The organism is Parabacteroides johnsonii DSM 18315 (genome assembly GCF_025151045.1).
Lineage (GTDB): Bacteria > Bacteroidota > Bacteroidia > Bacteroidales > Tannerellaceae > Parabacteroides > Parabacteroides johnsonii.
Map to the genome: position 1 here is coordinate 256,528 of NZ_CP102285.1, position 18,614 is coordinate 275,141.

An 18,614-nucleotide genomic window follows, 5' to 3' on the forward strand; every position below is an offset into this window, starting at 1 on the left:
TTTTCCCTTTTATCGTTAATAATCCAGTTTTCCTGCGCTACGCCACCGGCCGAAAGCACCGTCGATAATCTCTTGCTTGGTACGTTCGCGGTAAATCTTCGACTTCCAGTAGCCGATGCGTACCTGTATGTACCGCCATGTTTCGATATATGCCCGGTTCAGGTGTCGCTCGATGTCGTCCAGCGAACAGTTGATCGCTTCCAGTACCATCAGCAGGTCGGAGGTCGAGCAGGCCGCTGCCCCCGTGGCATACAGCACAAGATCGCTGACCGATTTGTAGAGATGTTCCCCGTCGTGGGCGATGTCCCGTATGGCTTTCTCGTTTATCATCAGTATCCGTGTGTCGGAGAGTTCGATAGTCCCGCGTTTCAATACCTTGTCGTTGAAATCGTTCAACAGTTTTTTGTAGTCGGCGATACGGTCGCTGACAGCCGTATAGGTATTCTTCACGTTCAGCACTGTCCGCAGGGACTGGTACATGATGTCGATAACGTCGAAAGCACGGGTGTAACGGTCCAAGTCCACATTCAACTCCTTGTACTGGCCGACCTCCTTATGGCTGTACTCGTGCAGCAGCTTGTTGCTGTATTCCAGTGTACTGCGGGCAAGCAGCAGGCTGCGCTGTTTCTTGTGGTCGTTGATGTAGGCTTCCACCGACACGATGTCGAATGTCCATTGCGCTTTGGCGATGTCGGGCAGGAGCACCAGCAGCACGACCGTTATCAGCAGGGTGCGTTTCATGGCCGTACCTCCTTTCTGCCGGCTCCGCTCCGCAGGTTTCGGGCATTCTCTATCCACCGGTCATGGCACTCTTCCACGAGGGTAAGCCTGCGTCCTTCGTCCGTGTTCAGTTCGGGCAAGACGTCTTTCAACACGTCGATAATGCTCCGTTTGTAGTACATCATCTTCTCCAACGACACGAGGTCGGCATATATCTGGGTGATACGCGAATCCACCTCCCTTGCAATTTCGAGGCGGTCGCTCGACCACAGCAGGTGGTACACCTCTCCGGTCGGACTTTCTTCCAACGGTGGCGTGCGGGCATATTCCGTCGTTATCTTGCAAGAAGGGTATTCCCGTGCAATCTCCGCAATGCGGTCGTTTACCAGTTTCGTTTTCTCTGCGTCCGACATATTCGGGTCGAGCGTCAGCACATCGGCCACGTGCGTATCGCTGTACTCCGTAGTCAGCTCCCAGCTGATTTGCAGAATGGCGCGGTGAATCTTGATACCGAGGAAATACTTGGGCTTCCGGGCTATCGAAAGCGTAGCTTTGAAGGTGATGATGCCGTTGATGTTCGGCATGGTCGCTTTGCGGATATACGAGTAGCCGCTCCATGCACCGCCGTCCTGCCACGAGAGGCTGTAAGCCGTCTTGCAGTCTTGCATGATAGCCGGAATACGGTAATAGTCGTCCGTTGCCACGTCATTGTCCGCCGCCGCTTCCGTTTTTGCATCGGCATATTCCGTCTTTTTCTTTTGCCACTCCGCCAGTTCGCTTTTCAGACGGTCGATTTGTGTCTTGTTCGCATTGTATTGCTGGCGGTAGGTCGCGGCATCTTCCACACTGGCTTGAGCTATCAGCTTCAGCAGGGAGGCATTCTCGTTTTCCAAGGCGTTTATCTGCGATTCGAGAGCGGAAATCTTGTTTTCGGCTTCCTGCAACAAAGCGTCCAGCTCGGACAAATCCAAATCATTCTCCGATACCGTAGTCTGCATGGCGCACTCCTTCGAGTGAGCGTTCAGCGAACTTCCGCATTTGCGGCACTTGTATTGTGTCGAGCCTTGTCCCAATGTCGCCCCGTCCGAGCAGGTTACGCTGATAGTCACGCTTTCGCAGCCTTGCAGTTTCGCCGCATCGGTTGCCTGATAATAGTTCCGTGCATCGGAAGCGATATAATAGGTATAGCCGTCTTCGTTGTCGTTGAACTCCGAGAGACGGGCATTGAGTTGCGCTTTGAACGTATTCAGATCCATCGAGTAAGAATCGAAGACATCTTCGTAAATGACCTCTTCGCGGTTCCAACTTTTCTTCACATGGATTTCGTAGGCGTATGCCTTTTTCGTCTGCTTGCCGCCCCGACTGATGACATAAGCGCTCATCCAGTAGTTGATACTGTATGTATAGCCGTCGTTCTGGTTGTTGAGCTGCTGTACCCGGTTTCTTGACCACCCGGCATATCCTTCCGAATTGGAGAGAGCCTGTTCACGCTGCGAAGCGTTGGGATAGAAGCCGGGGTCTGTCGTCTCGAAGCGTGCCCATTCGCCGCCGTTCAGTATGCTGTTGTCGTCCGTTGGCGGGTAGTAGTCGCACAGGGAGATACTGCCTTGTTCGCGGCGGGCGATATACCACCGCTGGGTATAATAGTTTCCGGCGGTTTCGTCCAGATAGTCGGTTATCCACGACGTGAGGTCGTAATTCCCGAAGTCGAACAGTCCCGCGACATTATCCTCTCCGCCCACCATGTCGATCAGAAGACCGCCGATGTTATGTTCCGCCTGCTCGAACAGTGCGTGGTAATGGTCGTACAGATTGATGATTTCCCCGACCTTGCCGCCTATCAGGTTATGGAACGAACTGGTTTGCAGCAGGGCGTCCCCGATGTTGTCGATACCCGCCGTTGCCAACCCGACCCCCATGTTATAGAGGTTGTCGATGTCATGTTGCAGGTTCTCTTTGGTGAAGTTGCCCGGTACTCCGGCCAGATCGTCCAGCATTCGCTGCCAGTCGATACCGCCTATCTCCGAGAGTTTCAGCAAGGCAGCGATGTCCCGGTTGATTTCGAGAAATACGATGTCCGAAAACGAGAGCGTACTGTTCGTCACCACGCTCTCGAACTGCATACATAGGCTTTTCGTCTCGTCGCAGATTTTCATTAGATAACTGCCCCAGTAAATCGCCGTCTGCGGCGAGTGGAGCATCTGTTTCGCCACGACCCATATCTTCGGCATGATTTTCTCGGCCACCATACGGCAAATCCGGCGGTAATAATAGTTCTCCGTGCTGCTGCACCAGATACCGAGGTCTGAAAATGCTTTGTGCTCCAAGAATTTGGAAGCGAAAATCCCTGCCGCAGCCACCTCTGCCGCGTTATAATGTTTCAGGATATTATCGACCTGCTCCCGGTAATACCCCTCGGCCACGGCTTCCGTGCCGAAAGCAGCGGCCATTGCCGCCACGGTACGGGTGTCGTAGTTCACGCTGTAATACTGCGCATGGACAGGCCGCATGACAGCAAGTAATAGGACGGTTATAAGGAGAGCCAGTCGTTTCATCGTTTTAATGTTCTTTTAACGGATTCTTTTCCTTGTTTTCAAAATACTTCCGCTCGGATTCGATACAGCTTTCCGTAGTGAGCAGGCAGAATATCTCATATATGCAGAAAGCCTCTTTGATAGCCCTTTTCATTCGCGCTTTGGGAGAACAGAACCACCTCATATACCAAGGCTGGCATAAATAAGCCTTTTGCACGCTTTGGTAGCGTAACCAACCCAAATCGCCGAGTCTTTTCCCGTTCATAGGGTTGCTGTGAAGCTGTCTGTCCATCTCTTGTCTGAATTTCTCTTCATCGAAAGCCGGCATCTCTTCCACCGTCGTTTCCGAACGGTTCGCGCTGTCCATATTCGGGGTGATTCCGCATATTCTGTCGCATAAATCATAAAATTCCTTTTCTTCGGGATTTTCCCGGTAGTATTGGTTCAAGTATGCTTCCAGTTCTGTGTCAGGCATACCCAGCCGGAGGGAATATTCGCCCAGCAGCCGTTCGATGAAAGACAGCTCGTTCGGTGTCATGCCTTCTGCGGAGAGGATTTTCCCTTTCGTCAGCATACAAAATTCACGAAGGGATAAGCCCTTGAGCGCGGGGCAGTCGATTGAAATCTGCTGTTTCGTCAGGCCGCATTCATAAAGCATCACGTTCAGCCCGTAGCAGAGATCCAGAGTGATTAGGATTCGTCTTTTTTTCATTTTCATTGTTCCTCTATTTTGCAGTTAAGTTCAATACCTGTCCGGCCGCATTTACTTTCTGCGCGAAAGGCAGCGATTTGCCGATTCCGCTGGCGTCCCAATCCCGGCAATAAGCCTCGATAGCCTCTTGGTGACTGCATCGAAGCTCGGCCTTGTAGAGTTTCAGAGCCTCTTTTTCCGCCCGTTCGGTGGTGTAGGTCATGTAGCACTCGTGAGGCTCTTCCACGCCATACACGCCGCTGGTACTGCCCCGACGGATAAAGACCTCGCGGAAGAAGCTGCGCCCTTCCTTGTTTTCCAGTCGGTTTATCGTGAATATCTTTTTGCAGTCCACGTCCGTCAGGCCGAGAATAGCCTTGATGGTGTCGAAACGTTCCTTGAACTTGCTCTGGTCGAGCAACATCACCACGTCCGAGTTGTTGATGATAGCCTCTTTGACGATTTCGCTGCCGATGATGTCCTGTATCTCCTGCGTCACCACGCCGACCGAAGCCCAGAACTTACGGGCTGTTTTGTACATGAACTTGATGTACTCCGCCATCAGCGGGCTGGCGATAGCCTTCCACGCCTCTTCGATGACCAAGACCTTGCGGTTCTTCTTGATACGCATCTTCTGTAAGAATACGTCCATGATAATCAGCGTGACAAGAGGGAAAAGGAGAGGGTCATCTTTTATACTGTCGATTTCGAAGACTATGAACGTCTCGTCGAACAGACTGCTGTCCATGTTCTCGTTTAACGTCTTGTCATGGTTGCCGCCCCGGTAGAAGTCTTTCATCATATACCGGTAGGTCGAGATGTCGATGCCCGAAATGTGATTCTCGCCGCAGATGTCGGGAATACGCTGCACGGAAAACTCGTAGAACGAGTTGAACGACAGTTCCGGCACTTTCAATTCCTTACGCCGGCGCTCCATCTCGTCGATCATCTGCTCGATACGCTCGGCACGTTGTCCCTCGTCTTCGTCCTGCCGGTCGGAACGGTTACGGTCGTCGATCAACAGACTTTTGCGTAAATCTTCCCGTTGCAACGGTGTGAAACCGTCGAAGCCGTTGAAGTAAGTATCGTAATACTCCGTGATGACCTGCTCGATCAGACGGTCTTCCGTCTTCGTGACCGTGCCCTGCGAGCCTTTCCAGATTAACAACACGAGGTTTTTGAGGAAGCCCGTTTTCTCCACGTTCAACTCCTGCCGGTTGATACGGAAAGGGTTCATCGTGATAGGACGCTCCTCGGTATAGCTGATATACTTGCCGCCCAGATACTCGCAAAGTCCTTCGTAGCTGTTACCCGTATCGACCATTACCACGTCCGTATTCTGCTCGTAAAGCTGGCGCACGACCGAGTTCATGTGAAATTGATTTTCAATGACTTTTATCGCTGAAAATCAGCTACATAAGAAAATAACGGTACAACTATCCGTTAAAAGAAAAGAGGGAGTGAAAAAGTTGCTTTGAGGGAGTGAATGGATTAGGAAAGGCGTGTGTTTTGAATGAAAGATTTAACCAAACCTTAACATTTTACAAGTTTTTTTATCATATTGAAAAAGCCGCATGGAATTAGGTCAAAACAAAAACGTACTTAAAAAAGGACAAAAAATATGCTCCATAATCTTGTGGATTGTGCCGCAAAATTATGGAGCATGTATGTGGTGCGAAAAGACGCTTAATTATTCAATCTGGATGTCATTACGGTGTCTGAATTTTATTATGCTTTTATCTCCGTTAGTGTTAACCTGCCACCACATATCAGTGTCAGTCAATTTGATTATTTTGTATGGATAATTTCCTGCCCAGACATCATCGCTATCAAGTTCGCCTTGAAATGACACGTCTAACAATGGCTGATTGTTCTCCACTTCAAGGATAGAGAAAGTAAAAACTCTGTCATGCTTCGGAATCCCGGCAACTGTGAGAAAGTAAGTGGTGATATATCCCTGATAACCTCCGTAACCTTCATAAATTTGAGCAGATGTTATATCAAGTATGCAGTCTCTTTCAAAAACCTTCTGGTTGCCTTGGTCAACGACTTCCCAAGTTCCACCAAAAAGTTCCAACTTCGGTGCAAACACAACATCGTCTTCGTTATCGTTACAACCTACCATTACAAATGAAAGAAATGGCAAAATAAAAAGCAATAGATACTTGTTCATAATCAGTGATATTTTTCTATAATAACGTAAATAAAAGGCGTTTATTGCCTTATTAGTGAAATATCTTCAAGGTCGTTGATGTGAAAACATGGCGTGTTTTTTGCTTTGACAGGGAATCCTTTTGATACAAATCCCTTGAAGGGCTGAGAGTCGCGAGATAGTTGTCAAGGAATTATCTTTTGCCATTATAAAACAGGCTTTTGGACGCTTTGAGGAACAATGGCGGTACAAAAAGAGGAAAAATGAGCTTTGAAACGCTGATTTTTACCTGTAAACGAAGGTTCTTTAAGGTATTTGTATTACCTTTGTATTTGGATTGGGGTAACTCTATCCAAGACATACGAAATTAAGAAGCGTTATGCTCAATCTTGTAACTTGAAAACGTAGGACACTTTCAAATGGGACAAGGATTAGCATAGTGACTCCCTCGCATATGCGTGGGTCACTATTGTTACATCTGTCCTAATGGTTTCCTACGACCTTCAAGTTAAGACGTGGCATAGTTGGCTCACGTTTTCTTATAGAATCAACCTCTTGATAGAGTCAATCGAGAATATAGTAAGTAAAAAATGAATAAACTTTTAATCACACTATTTTCATTCCTTGCTATCGCTGTTGTTTCATGCAGTGATGACGATGAACCGAAAATGCCGACTAATGCTATCGCATTGAATATGATGATTGGAGATAGCGAAACAACCATTGGCGGCTCTGATGTTTTCATCAATGCTTCCAATAACTTCACATCGTATGATTGTGGAATTGCAGACCTCGGTAGAAAAGGAGGTTTCAATCAGAACCCAAATCTATCGCAGCTTGCCCAGGAGATTGCGGTTACGCCCGGCAATTTCTACCAGATTGTTCTTGCCAACAAGGTTCAGACAGTTGCCGGAGACCGGGCACTTCCTATCAACACCAACTACTACAACGTTTATGTTGATTCATGGATTTACGATAAGGACAAAGATATAGCCGGAGCAAAAATCAGCTATACTGAGTGTTTCCCCGAAGTCAAACAGCTTCCCGAATGGGACAGCCATTTCTCCGGGACCCATCAAAATGACGGGTACGGCAAGGAAAGAGCGACATTCACGTTCTCCAAAGGCTGCCATATTGACAAGAATGTAGATGCCTATTTCACAGATGGATATAATAACCTAACTGATGAACTCGAATTCGAGATAAAAGAAAATCAGATAGTGATAACTTATCCGTATTTAACCAGCCATCAGCCGGATGTCAGACTTTTGATCCGCTATGAGAGCGTGTATACACGTGTATTGTTGGACTTCGAATAATCCGATGCAGAATCATGAACCATCGATTCAAATTTCTTTCAATACTTGCTGCCTTAATATTGTTTACGGCTTGCACTACATCGAAGTCTACAGTTTCAACGAATGTCAACCTGTCACGATATGAGTATGCATCTATAATCAATAACGACACCTATCATATTCCGGCAGAGTTGATGGAGTACGAGATTCAGCTTTTTGATGCTGTGGAGAACTCACACTTAAAACTTGTAAGTGATGCCAGAATCTACGAGTTGACACCGTCACAACAGGAAAAACTTTTGTTAGTCAAGTATGGCGTAAACGTGAAGTACAAAATTGGATTTTTGTCCGCTGAATATCAGGGCTTTAAGAAAGGAGAATAAACAATGGGTAACGATTTAGAGACGAACGAAAGACTTCGGTCTGCTTTCTTTTTCCATTGTTTCAAAAAAACTCAATACAAAGATATTACTTTTCAGAAAAAAGCCTATCTTTGCATAAAATTTAGTATAAACAAATCATGTCAAGCATACGCTGTGCATTAGCACGTACCTTTAGAATCCGTGCATAGTCTATACTGAGAAAGGTTTTCTCAGTTTTCTTATAGCCCTCAAATCTTCTGAGGGCGGATTTTCTATTATTATTTATTAATCAGGATTTTGATGCAGATGCTATATCTGTGTCTATATTCATTTATAAGAAAACAAGTATGGACTTAAATAAAAAGCATTTATTATATCTTACTGTATTTTTCCTATTTCTAAGTTTGAATGCTTCGGGACAATCGAATAGCATTTCAGGAAGAGTACTTAATCAAAACACAAAAGAATCTGTTGAATACGCCAGTGTTGTTCTATTCAAGCAGGATTCCGTATTCCTAAACGGAACGACAGCTGATTCAATTGGAAGATTTGTATTTACAAACCTCACTTCCGATGATTACGTATTGTCGGTATCTTGTATGGGCTTTGAAGCTAAAAAAATCTTGTTACAAAACCTTTCAGAATCGGCAGAAATAGACGTGTTATTAAATGAAAGTGTATTGTCGCTTGGTGAGATTGTTATTTCAGCTTCATCCACAATCAATAAAATAAATCAGCGAATAGTTTTTCCGACAAAACTACAACTTAACCATTCGGCAAACGGAATGCAACTATTGAATACTATGATGCTTCCAGGATTGAACATTAACCCAATGACGAATACGATTTCATCCTTCGATGGCGGGAAAGTCATGTTGCAAATCAATGGAGTAAATGTTACTTCAGAAGAGATTCAGACTTTGCAACCATGTCAAATTAGGCGGGTTGAATATTTGGATTACGCAGGAATAAGATATGGAGCAGCATCTAAAATCGTTAATTTTATTGTTATAAGGGACGATAAGGGTGGTGTTATCGGAGTGGACTTGATGAACTCTTTGAATATTCTTGCGGGCGGCGATGTGCTTTTCGCCAAGTTTAACAAAGGGAAGTCGGAATATACATTAAATTACACAACCGCTTTTCAGAAATTCAATAGCAATAATCGGACACGTACCGGAAGCTATCAGTTTGAAAACTCAACTCCGATACAGAGAGATGAAATCGGAGATGGTGGAGATTATTCATATCAGATGCATGATGTTACTTTCGGATATAACTATCAACAAAGTGATTCGGTATTCTTCAATGCAAAGTTGAAGTATGCTTTGACAAATCATCCGCATAATGATTTCAAAAGTAATTTGATAGAAAATGGCATAAAGATAGGGCAGATATTTGATGGCGTTAGTCAGAAAATAAATACCCCTTCAATAGACCTATACTATGAGCGTGGTTTGAAGAATCAGCAAAAAGTCTATGCCAACATTGTTGGGAGTTATGCCAAAGTAGAAACAGGTCGTAATTATATAGAATACGACAATGCCAATACTCTTTTCAAAGAGCAGTTCGGTTTGTCATCTGATAAATATTCATTGATAGCAGAAGGTATTTACGAGAAGGGCTTTACTTATGGCAGTTTGAAATTTGGAGCAAAGCATATTCAATCGTTTACGAAACAAGAAGTTCAGCAAAATGGAGTTTTTAAGTCCGATTTGAATCAAATGGAAACTTCCGTTTTTTCAGAATGGAATCACAGTAAAGATAAATTCAGCTGTTCTCTTGGGTTAAAGGCTAATCGGGTACATTTTTCTAATATCTCAATTAATAAGAGTTATTATAACTTCTTGCCTAAAGCCATGTTGGGATATAGATTAAATGAAAATTCTTTTATTCGTTACGATGTGGAGATGAGCCAAACCAACCCGACTTTAGTTGAGTTGACTGACACGGAAATAAGGCTCGACCCTTATCTTGCCGAAAGAGGAAACTTGTTATTAAAGCCTTACAGCAATCTGAACAATAACCTTTTTTACGAACACAAAAAAGGCTTGTTTACATTCAATGCTAACCTACGACATCATTACAAGCATAATCCCATCATGGAATCAGTCAAAGAACAAGGTAATATTTTCCTGATAATACCCGAAAATATGAAGAGTTGGAACAAGTATAATGCAGAAATGAACCTAAAGGTGGGAATGATAAAAAACATACTGCAATTTTCGCTTACAGGTGGGTACAATCATTTCAACAGTCAAGGGAACAATTATTCTCATGAATACTCTAATTTCTATTATAGTGCGAATGTCTTGGCAATGTATAAGAAATGGATGTTTATCGTTCAGATACAGCCATTTGATGAGAAGCTGTATGGTGAAACCGTTATTAAGAGTGGTAATTATCATTATTTAGCCATTCAATACAATACCGATAACTTCTCTTTTGGTATAGGAGCGTTCAATCCATTCAAGAATGTTTCACGTACTGTGATAGAGAATAAAAATAATCAAGCACCTTTCAGACGGGAAAGTTTCAGTAGTGCTTCACAAACCATCGTTGCTACTCTTACGTGGAATTTTAGTTTTGGAAAAACTCATAGTTCTGGAAACAAATCTCTTAATAATCAAGATGCGGATTATGGAATAAAAGGCAGTTACAAATAAAGTCTATTATGAATAAAATAGATTTGAAGTTATTCAGGCTATTGTCTGATGCTTCACAAGTGACAAATGAAGAAATGCAAGATGCTTATACGCACTTTATGGAGTTGGTAAAGACTATTAGTCAATCTAAACAAAGCTATTCTGAAATATTTCGGATGTTAAGTATTACTCGTATTGAGCTTGATTTTCTGGGAACATCACCTCTTTGCGAGTTGGAAAAAAAAATAGGCTCAAAAAAACTTATCAGCGAAAGGCGATTTTATTTCTTGAGTCTGAAATTGACTTACTGAAATTCACATTTAGACAAACGAATCAGCTTATTAATAAAAACGTTATTCCCTACAACTCAAAAGTATATTTCGTCCCCAAGTCGCAAGGCTTGGGGATTGATAGCGTGGGAGAATTTGCTGTTTCATTTGAACTTTCAGGACAGTTCTTTAATGAAGAAGGAAATCCTGCTCCATATATTCATATCGCCCATGCTCTGGAGCAGGCATTCAATTTCACGTTCGGGGATGCCCACAAGTCAAAAGAACGAGTATTCAAACGCAAGCCCTACAACTTAACCAAAGCGTTAGATTACCTGAAAAATCTTATCGTTCGTGAAAGCCGCAAGAAGAAGATGAAAAAAGATGATTTTGTAAATCGTTAATTTACATGAATTTACAAATCTATTTTAGGGGAGTCCATAGGGATTCCCCTATTTTTGTTGCTTCGTTCTGCCGAACTTTGGTGCGTGTATAGTGAGATTAATTTTATTAATCTCACGGTTGAGTTTGACAGCCGTATGGCTTTTTCCGCTTGCCCGTCCTGACTTGACGTGCCATAAGCGTTCTTCTATTTTCAGTTTGGTACTGAACTGGGCGATACTGTTGCCGATAATGATTTTCCCAATTATCGGGTAAGCAGTGTTTTCTCCGACACTACTTTTTTCTAATCTACTTTCCCGTTTCAGGTAAAAAGACACTTTTAATTCGTTGCTCATAACACTCACATTTTTAAGTTGATAAAATTACTTCCATTGTGAGTTATTTGAACAATGTAAACCGAAGACAAACAGCGTTATAGTCAGCCACTTAAAGGCACTCAACTGCTGTGTTTTGCTCCGCCTAAAATGGGTAACGGGATAGAAACGGAATGTTTGCTTTTATCCGCTAAAAACTGCATTTCACCCACTCGGCAACCAAAGACATTCAAAGCCAATTACTTCTCATTATCAATCAATTACTCTCTTTTTCTTCCTTTCTCGTTTTGTGCTTCCTGTATAAACGTGCAACCCGAAGAGACTATTGTTACAGTCAATTTTATAGACTATAATACAGGGCGTCCTGTAGCATCATGCAAAGGCGCATATTCCTCTCTTGGGGTTGCAGGAGCTTCGCATGATATAAAAGGAGCAATAAACAGGGTTGCAAAGCAAATATCTGACACATTCAACCCTCAAAAGTGAAAATCTATCTTAGGATTCCACCTCGCCCTCTATCAATCTTCCAATCATACCGACCTTCCGCGACATCGCCAACCTCGTTGAGTGTATGGCGATGTTTTATTTCATCAAAGGGCTGTCGGTGTTCCGCATAGTCACAGAGCCATGTGCCGACCGCTTTCCGCTGCTCGATGGTTTCGCCGTAGCTCTGCATGACGCTCTTGATGTCGGCGGCTTCGGAGGGAGAGAAGATTGACTTGTGCCGTTCCGTGGCGAAATGGATAATCGCTTCAATGGCTCGCCTGAACACCTCGCTTGCCTTGTAGAGAATATCGGCGATGATATTCAGAATATCCCGGCTCGATTTCAGCGCACCTTGCAACTGTCTTATGGTCTTGTCCTTCTCCGCCGTTGCCCGGCTCACCGCCATGCTAATGCGGTGCTGCTCCCCGGTCTTCTGCTCCCGGAGCTGCCGCAGAGCCGTGTCCCTCTCGGATTCATAAGTGTCAGCGATTGCCATAGCACTGTCTCGCTCCAGTTCGACCGTCCGCTTCGCCTCGGTCAGTGCCTTTGTCCGCTTCGCCACCTCTTTCCTGACTTCATCGGGGAACGATTCTTTGATATGTTCGTTCTCGGCTTTCAGTCTCTCGTTCTCCTGCTCGATGGCTGCGTACTTGCCCTTGCCGAAAAGGTTGGCGATGCCGGACTTTATGCTGTCCGTATTCTCCCTGTCAACCTCTCTCGCACGTTCCTCCTTTTCGGCGATTTCGCTGTCAAGTTCCTCGCTGCGCCGCTGCTTCTCCTCGTTCCTGATCTGGAGTTTTTCATGTTCGGATTTGGCATTGTCCGTCTCACGGATCGCGGCATCCCTGTCGGCTTCGGCTGCTTCCTTTTCCGCCTTTACCTGTTCGGCTTCCTGCTTCTGCTTGGCGATGATGAAGTCAGCACGTTCAAGGTGCTCCTTTCCCGTCTGCTCCTTTGAGGTGCCCCTCTCCATGTCAAGACACTCAGCCAAAAGCGTCTGCATATCGCTCATGGCTTTCTCGTCCAGTTTGCAGGATTTCCCGGTGTCGTGGTTCATCCAGTCCCATACGATATGGGCGTGAAGGTTGGGCTTCCATGTGGCGGTATCTCCGGGAGTGCCGTAATGCCCCTCGTCACGGTGGATGAAGATTTGCAGTGCCGTGATTCCCCACCGCTCCTTGCACACCTCACAAAAATGCTGCAACTGCTCCAAAGTGGTATCATTCTTGATTACCACGACACCCTCTTTGAGCGGAGTGCTGCCGCGCACGACGGTCACCTTCCCGGTCTTCTTGTTCACGCGTTCCCGGTCTTTGGTCTGCATCGCCCGACCTGTCTTTTCCTTTACCATCGCGGCTATCTGATTGTAGCGTTCCGACAGCGAAGTGCCGCCGAAATCAGGTGCTACCCATGTCTCGTTTGCCGCCATGAGGTCAGTGCGGACATAGAACTTTTCCTTGCCGATATGTGCGAGGTATTCCGCTGTCCGCCTGTTGTGCGCCTCGCTGCTTCCGATGTTGCAGGGCTTGATGTTGATTGATGTCTTCTGTGCCATAGGCATGATGATGTTTACAGATTTACAATAGGGAAAGGGTCATTAGGGCGGAGCCTTAATCGGAGGGTGCAGGGAGAGGGTCACTTCCTGCTCGGGGTTCTCAGGGGTAGAGACCTCTGAGCGGAGTTTCCAAAGAGAGGGTCACTCTTTGGTCAGGGGTGTTGGGGACTGAAAGCCTCCGACCGGGTTCTTAGGGCAGAGCCATAAGTGGGACGGGGCAAAGCCCAGCCCCTCGGGAGAGCCCACAACTACGGAAGCGAAGCGTGTAGTTATAGTGGGCTATATCTGGACAAGCCCAGTCAGTCACCCCACGACAACGGAGTACCGCTCAAAAACGCTCCCTATGCTTCCCGACCTGCCGAGCCTATGCCGGAGTAACCTCGCCGCCATCCGTGCCGTCCTGCGCCTCGCTGTAGCTCCCTGCGCCGTTTCCGCCGGATGCCATGTCGCCACTGTCTATGATATACCGATTTGCGGCTGTGTCCGCCATGAACATATCGGACGGCGGATTATGGCTGTCGCCGTCATGCACATCGGCTGACGGATTGGAACTGGCTGACAAAAGAAGGGAAGAATAAGAAGAATAAAGGGATGCCGCGCCTGTCGCCTGGCTGTCCGTTTCCTTCCCTCTTGTGTGGCAGTCAACGGCTGCGGCTTCCAGTTCATCCCCTGATGGCAGACTGTCGGAAACAGGTGTCCGCACATCGCCTGTCTGTCCTTTGGCGGTAGCCGAAGGTCTGACATAATGGGGATTGGTGATAAGGACACCTCCGACATACCAGCCAGTGAGAAAATGCAGGGAATGAACGGAAGTGCGGTTGTTGGTTCGGGTGGTCAGCATACCGAGGCGGTTGAATCTGGCGATTAGCTTGCCGACCGTCTTACGGTTGCAGTCCAAAAACTCCGCAAGCTCCACATCGGAAGCCGCCACCTGTCCCACCTCCAGCACAATATCAATGCCCTTGATTTTATAGGCGGTTCTTGTCCGCACAGCACCATTCATCAGACGGAAGAGGCACTTTTGCCTGAGAGGGGAAAACCTGCCTTCCAAAAGAAAATCCCACTGTCCGGCAGAAAGGATGGTGCAATAGTGTATGTTCTGTATCTCGTTGCTCATGGTCTGTGACATTATGGTGCTACTGCGGACATCCGGCTGTTGCCGTCCGTCAACGCTCCCGGCTTGCGTTTCTTGCCGTTGCGCAGTTCTTCAAGCCGTCTTTCAATATCACTCTCGTTGGCTACTCCCGATGTGCCTCCTTGTTTGATCCAAGCGATGACTTCATCCTCGAAGAAGTAGAGTTTGTTGCCCCTTTTGTGATACGGGATGCGCTTGTCGGAGGTCATGGCATAGATGGTGGAAGCCGATTTGCCGAGAAGTGCCGCGACTTCATTAAGGGTGAGAAGGGTGCGACACTCGCCATGCTGCTGAGGTGTCATGCCGAGCACTTTCTCCACCTTGTCGGTGAGCAGCCCCACCTTTTCGATCAGCATGGAGACCGCCTGCGGCAGTTGTTCAAATGTTATGTTGTTCATATACTGTTGTGTGTTTATTGCTGTTTGAGTGTAATCTGTTCGGATGCCTTGCGCTTCAGGTCGCTCACGACATCGACATAAACCTGTGTCGTTCCCACGTTGCTGTGCGTAAGCATCTTTGAAATGGTATAGAGGTCAGTCCCGGCGGCGAGTTGCAGGGTCGCGTAGGTGTGCCTGAACCCGTGGAACGTGATGTGCTTCCTTATCCCGGCAGACTTTATCCAGTCTTTGAGATAGAGGGGAAGGATTGTCTTTGTCAGCCCCTTGAACACCTGACCCTCGCCGCGCTCACCGCACAGCGCGAGTGCTTCATCCGACAGCGGCAGCACTGCTTCCGTCCGTGTCTTCTTGGTGACGATGTGCATGCACCAGCCGCCGTCAGCTCCTCTTATGATGTTCTCCCATTGCAGACGGATGATGTCGCTGATGCGCAGCCCCGTAAGGCAGGAGAACAGCGCGGCACTCCTTATGACAGGCTTCTCGCAAGGGGTCTCGGCAAGCATCCTCACCTCTTCAAGCGTCAGGAACTCGCGCCTTGTGCTGTCCTCCTTCGCGTGTTTCAGCCGTGGGGCGATATTCTCCTTGATGCGTCTTTCCTCGTAGGCGATGCGGAGAACGCATTTCAGCTTGTTAAGGTTGTTGTTGGCGGTCGAAGCCATCATCTTGCCCTTTGTCTGAGTGGTGAGCGACAGCAGGTAGGTAAGGAATCCCTGGCAGTATTCCAGTGTCAAATCATCGAAGGTGCAGCTTCCGCAGCAATACTTTTCAAAATGCTTGTAGGCGGTGTTCCAGTTCCTGAAATTGTCGTCGTCAGCCATCTTTGAGCGGAAGTATTCAAGGAAGCTCTCCTTGCCACGGTTGCGGTCGAGGAAGCCGTACTCCTCGTTGATGATGGCTTCGGTTCTGCGACACTTGATAAGCTCGGCATTGCGGAGCATGGTCTTGTTGAACTCTGTCTCGAATTTGTCTTTAGGGTCGGCATAGATGTATATGCCGAGATACTCCCGTCTTGTCGGCTTGCCAGTCTTGGGATGCCGCACTGCCGGGTAATAGTCAAGGTAAAGTGATACCTGTCCGTTCTTGATGGGTCGTTTCCTGACCGTCACTTTCGTGCAGATGTTTGTCATATCGGTTGTGATTTTTAATTGTTGTCTGATTCATTGTCCGGCTCTCTCTTGGCTTTGGTGCTTGCGCTCTTTCGCTCCGACACCTTCCGTGCCTCGTCCCAGTCGGCTTTGAGGTAGTAGAGGCGGTTGCCGTGGATGCGTTTCGTCCTTACCCCGTGGGTGAGCGCGAACCTGCGGACTTGGGTTTTTCCCAGCCCGAACAGGCGCATGATGTCGAAACAGGAATACCAGTGCTCCGATAGGTTGCTTCCCAGCCGTTCCGCTTCCTGAGCCATAGCCTTGTCAACCTCCGCTTTCGGGAAGCACTTTGTGGCATTGGCTTTGACACAGGGTATCGAGTAGCGCATACGGAGATTGTAAAATCGCCCGTAGGTATAATTGAATTTCCGGCATATCTCAGCCATCGTATAAAGGTCGCCTCCGGCACTCTCTTTTTCCGTGAACGTGTCGCGCACGGACTGCTTGTAGTTAGCCGCCGGAATGAGCTGCCGTTTCGGGCTGCCCTTCGCTTTCTTCTTTCCCTCCTTTTGGGAAAGGTCTTTTTCAGTGTTCGGTGTATCTTCGTTCATCTTCTTCTTTGTCTTTTTACCCTGCTTGGCGAAGATTGAAGCACTCCGCTTGCAGTAGGTTGTCTCTCTAATCATCAGAAAGAAATCCTCCCTGGTGATGATTGTGATGTGGTATGTCAGTCTGCAAGCCCGGAGAGTTCCTTTGTAAATGAGGTTATACACTGTCCGGCTGCTCACTTGCAGGATGTCCGCCACTTCCCCGATGGTGAGGAAAGGCTTGTCGGTCATGCCCCGGTCATATCCGGGCTGACCTGTTAAATTGTGTTTAATTTGACGGTCCATTATCGAAGAAATTTGTTGCACGCTCTTGAAAGCTGTTGCACGTTGCTGAAAGGAAGTCGTGCCGTGTGACCCCTCTCGCGTGGTACAATCGCGGTACAAAAATACTCCGAAAAGGACGAATCGCCAACAGGCGAAAATCTCGTTTGTTAAAATCTATTAGCTGAAAATCAAGGTATTATAACGCCGATTTTTGCAGCCATTTGTCGCCGTTTTGCCCTCCGAAACTCCATGTGGAAAGATTTCCCCGACCCCGAAGGCCCTAAACAGAAAAAGTTCGAATTATCTGTCAGTTTGTTCTTTCCCTCTTTTCCCGTGATGTCGATGGCCACAGGTACACCTTGGCGATCCGTGTAGTAGATTTTCAACGGTGTCTCCTCACTGTGCAGAATACGCTCCTTGTACATTAGGCACATCGCCGCGTCGCTAAGCGTCAGAAAGCGGTCGTATTCCTCGTTCATGCTGTAACAGTTGCCCGGAAACGAACTCACGAACAGTTCCAACTGGTTGTATGCCCTTTTGGAGATGTGGATACCCATGCGGGAAAAACTGTTTTCCAAATGGTTGGTACATTTTTGTATATCGGTGTTCGCTGCTATCCCCACCACAAGGTTGAAATGGGTGTACACCAGTTGCTTGCTCTCTCGTGCAATCACTTCCTGCACCCGCTTGATGTCCTCTACGGCCATTTGGTTGGAAGGATTCGGAATACTGGCATGGCGGTTCTTCTTTTTGTCGAGCAGCGCCAGTTCTCGTTTCTGGTTGGGTAGAAAGACAATCTGGTTATAGACGACTGCCTCCGCACCCGGTATGCTGTCGATGGCGGCCAGCAAGTCCACGGGCATATCGGTATTGTTCACCTCGATATTCGTGTAGGGCCGGATAAGAGAAGGCAGAGCTGCGCAATCCACATCGACAAGGCTGTACACCTTGCAACGTTTGTCGCCCATCGAGACGGTTTCGTCGTCCACCTTGAAGTTACTCATGGAGACTACCTTGTCTTTGAAATTCATGGCGAAATATCTGTCCACATACTCGCTTGCTTCGCTCTTGTTCAGAAACCTCGCCTGTACGCCGGCATCGTGCAGTTGGTCGTGTACTTTGCGGATTTTCACGAGAAAATCACGCCATTTCTTGCTGTCGAACGAAAACAGCCGGCTTTTCTTGGCTTCCTGCGTAATCGTCAGGTAGCACGCGCTGTCCGTGTAGTTGCGCCCTTTGAAATAGCGGAAATAGGCCGACGAGAGAAACTCGTGCTTGCCGCCCGTCTCGTTCTCGAACTGTTTCTTGACGAAAATGTCTTGTTTGTGAATGGCATATCCTTCGCCCAAAGTCTGTGCAAGGGCCGTGAAAAGCTGCGTGAACTCGTAGTAACTGTCGATATTCGCGGAGTATTTCTGCACCGGATTCTCCATTTTCAAGATGGCGGAATACTCGCCGCTTTTGGTGTACAATACGCCTATGCCGTCCGTATCTTCCACGGAATAGTAAATGTCCTGAAAGATACGTTTACGCTTGCCGCCGGTTCCGAAAGCATAGACCGATATGGCCATGCCGGTACATACGGCTATGAAGATCAGAATAATGTACAGAGTCATTTCAAAATCCATAAATAAAGGCAAGCCCGCCTGAACTTCAGGCGGACCTGCCCGCGTTCAACATCAATAAGACCACACGT

General features: G+C 47.1%; 14 protein-coding genes and 3 pseudogenes. 5 read left to right on the forward strand and 12 right to left on the reverse strand.

Going from position 1 to position 18,614, the window contains the following annotated elements; genetic code table 11:
• Positions 1-15 precede the first annotated feature (15 nt).
• The 5 genes and pseudogenes from NQ564_RS01255 to NQ564_RS01275 form a co-directional block, all read right to left on the reverse strand.
• On the reverse strand, positions 16-741 hold the full coding sequence (locus tag NQ564_RS01255; protein ID WP_008151892.1) for a hypothetical protein: 726 nt from the start codon (positions 739-741) through the stop codon (positions 16-18).
• Positions 738-3,275 (reverse strand): hypothetical protein, encoded by a 2,538-nt coding sequence (locus NQ564_RS01260; protein ID WP_008151891.1) that lies wholly within the window; start codon positions 3,273-3,275, stop codon positions 738-740. The genes NQ564_RS01255 and NQ564_RS01260 overlap by 4 nt, the downstream gene beginning before the upstream one ends.
• A 4-nt stretch (positions 3,276-3,279) precedes the next feature.
• Positions 3,280-3,966, reverse strand: coding sequence for a hypothetical protein (locus NQ564_RS01265; protein ID WP_039848395.1), 687 nt, complete (start codon positions 3,964-3,966; stop codon positions 3,280-3,282).
• A gap of 13 nt (positions 3,967-3,979) precedes the next feature.
• Positions 3,980-5,323 (reverse strand): annotated as a pseudogene (locus tag NQ564_RS01270) (TraG/VirB4 family ATPase); the annotation flags it as partial.
• A 312-nt stretch (positions 5,324-5,635) separates the two neighbouring features.
• Positions 5,636-6,118: a hypothetical protein gene (locus NQ564_RS01275; protein ID WP_008151888.1), complete on the reverse strand. Its 483-nt coding sequence runs from the start codon at positions 6,116-6,118 to the stop codon at positions 5,636-5,638.
• 569 nt (positions 6,119-6,687) lie between these two features.
• Between NQ564_RS01275 and NQ564_RS01280 the strand changes: the two genes are divergently transcribed.
• The 5 genes and pseudogenes from NQ564_RS01280 (at position 6,688) to NQ564_RS01295 (ending at position 11,075) form a co-directional block, all read left to right on the forward strand.
• A complete protein-coding gene (locus tag NQ564_RS01280) occupies positions 6,688-7,416 on the forward strand; it encodes a DUF5036 family protein (protein WP_008151886.1) in 729 nt (242 codons plus the stop codon).
• 14 nt (positions 7,417-7,430) lie between these two features.
• Positions 7,431-7,721: pseudogene (locus NQ564_RS19295) on the forward strand (hypothetical protein); the annotation flags it as partial.
• 383 nt (positions 7,722-8,104) lie between these two features.
• The gene (locus NQ564_RS01285) at positions 8,105-10,423 is read left to right on the forward strand and encodes a carboxypeptidase-like regulatory domain-containing protein (protein WP_117852450.1); all 2,319 of its coding nucleotides are present in this window, start codon (positions 8,105-8,107) and stop codon (positions 10,421-10,423) included.
• An 8-nt stretch (positions 10,424-10,431) separates the two neighbouring features.
• On the forward strand, positions 10,432-10,713 hold the full coding sequence (locus NQ564_RS01290; protein WP_008151879.1) for a hypothetical protein: 282 nt from the start codon (positions 10,432-10,434) through the stop codon (positions 10,711-10,713).
• 104 nt (positions 10,714-10,817) lie between these two features.
• Positions 10,818-11,075, forward strand: a complete 258-nt coding sequence (locus NQ564_RS01295) for a hypothetical protein (RefSeq protein WP_039848335.1) — start codon at positions 10,818-10,820, stop codon at positions 11,073-11,075.
• 48 nt (positions 11,076-11,123) lie between these two features.
• Here the strand turns inward: NQ564_RS01295 and NQ564_RS01300 are convergent, their stop codons facing one another.
• The 7 genes and pseudogenes from NQ564_RS01300 to NQ564_RS01330 all read right to left on the reverse strand — a co-directional run.
• Positions 11,124-11,408: a hypothetical protein gene (locus tag NQ564_RS01300; RefSeq protein WP_008151875.1), complete on the reverse strand. Its 285-nt coding sequence runs from the start codon at positions 11,406-11,408 to the stop codon at positions 11,124-11,126.
• A gap of 469 nt (positions 11,409-11,877) precedes the next feature.
• Entirely contained in the window at positions 11,878-13,428 is a 1,551-nt protein-coding gene (locus NQ564_RS01305) for a mobilization protein (RefSeq protein ID WP_039848334.1), read from the reverse strand.
• A 364-nt stretch (positions 13,429-13,792) separates the two neighbouring features.
• Entirely contained in the window at positions 13,793-14,545 is a 753-nt protein-coding gene (locus NQ564_RS01310) for a hypothetical protein (RefSeq protein WP_039848389.1), read from the reverse strand.
• An 11-nt stretch (positions 14,546-14,556) separates the two neighbouring features.
• Positions 14,557-14,961 (reverse strand): helix-turn-helix domain-containing protein, encoded by a 405-nt coding sequence (locus NQ564_RS01315; RefSeq protein ID WP_008151866.1) that lies wholly within the window; start codon positions 14,959-14,961, stop codon positions 14,557-14,559.
• A 14-nt stretch (positions 14,962-14,975) separates the two neighbouring features.
• Positions 14,976-16,088 carry a site-specific integrase gene (locus NQ564_RS01320; protein WP_008151864.1) on the reverse strand — a complete coding sequence of 371 codons (1,113 nt, stop codon included), beginning with the start codon at positions 16,086-16,088 and terminating at the stop codon, positions 14,976-14,978.
• A gap of 14 nt (positions 16,089-16,102) precedes the next feature.
• Positions 16,103-16,939, reverse strand: a complete 837-nt coding sequence (locus NQ564_RS01325) for a helix-turn-helix domain-containing protein (RefSeq protein ID WP_177909364.1) — start codon at positions 16,937-16,939, stop codon at positions 16,103-16,105.
• A 227-nt stretch (positions 16,940-17,166) separates the two neighbouring features.
• A pseudogene (locus NQ564_RS01330) lies at positions 17,167-18,534 on the reverse strand (TraG/VirB4 family ATPase); the annotation flags it as partial.
• Positions 18,535-18,614: the final 80 nt, after the last annotated feature.